A 1,089-nucleotide genomic window follows, 5' to 3' on the forward strand; every position below is an offset into this window, starting at 1 on the left:
CTCCCGGTGCGCACCGCCCTGCCCGCCCTCCACGAGGCCCTCGACAGCCACGGCTGCGCCGTCCTGGCCGCCCCGCCCGGCACCGGCAAGACCACCCTCGTCCCGCTCGCCCTCGCCGGGCTCCTCGACGACGGCCGCCCCACCCGGACCGTCGTCGTCGCCGAACCACGCCGCATGGCCGCCAAGGCCGCCGCCCGCCGCATGGCCTGGCTCCTCGGCGAGGAGACCGGCGGACGGGTCGGACACACCGTGCGCGGCGACCGCAAGGTCTCCCCCGCCACCGTCGTCGAGGTCGTCACCACCGGCGTCCTCCTCCAGCGGCTCCAGCGCGACCAGGAACTCCCCGGCACCACCACCGTCCTCCTCGACGAGTGCCACGAACGCCACCTCGACGCCGACACCGCCATGGCCTTCCTGCTCGACGTGCGCGCCGCCCTCCGCCCCGACCTGCGCATCGTCGCCGCCTCCGCCACCACCGACGCCGACGCCTGGTCCCGGCTGCTCGGTCACGCACCCGTCGTTCACGCCGAGGGCCGCCTCCACCCCGTCACCGTCACCCACGCACCCCCGCCGCACGGCATACGGCCGCCGCACGGCATGCGCGTCGACCCCGCGTTCCTCGACCACGTCGCCGCCACCGTCCGCACCGCGCTGCGCACCACCGACGGCGACGTCCTCTGCTTCCTCCCCGGCACCGGCGAGATCGCCCGCGTCGCCGGGATGCTCGGCGACGCCGGCGCCGACGTCCTGCAACTCCACGGCCAGGCACCCGCCGCCGTCCAGGACGCCGTGCTCCGCGGCGGCGACGGTACCCGGCGCCGCGTCGTCCTCTCCACCTCCGTCGCCGAATCCAGCCTCACCGTCCCCGGCGTACGCGTCGTCGTCGACTCCGGCCTCGCCCGCGAACCCCGCACCGACCACGCCCGCGGACTCGGCTCCCTCACCACCGTCCGGGCCTCCCTCGCCACCGCTGCCCAGCGCGCCGGACGCGCCGGACGCGAAGCCCCCGGCACCGCCTACCGCTGCTGGAACGAGGCCGAGGACACCGCCCGGCCCCGCTTCCCCTCCCCCGAGATCGCCGTCGCCGAC

1 protein-coding gene is annotated in these 1,089 nt (G+C 77.0%); it reads left to right on the forward strand.

From position 1 onward, the window contains the following. The coding region (locus PV341_RS45055) for a helicase-related protein (protein WP_500361041.1) at nt 1-1,089 on the forward strand (1,089 nt) is incomplete at both ends.

It is taken from the genome of Streptomyces sp. PA03-1a (assembly GCF_033792805.1).
Classification (GTDB): Bacteria; Actinomycetota; Actinomycetes; order Streptomycetales; family Streptomycetaceae; genus Actinacidiphila.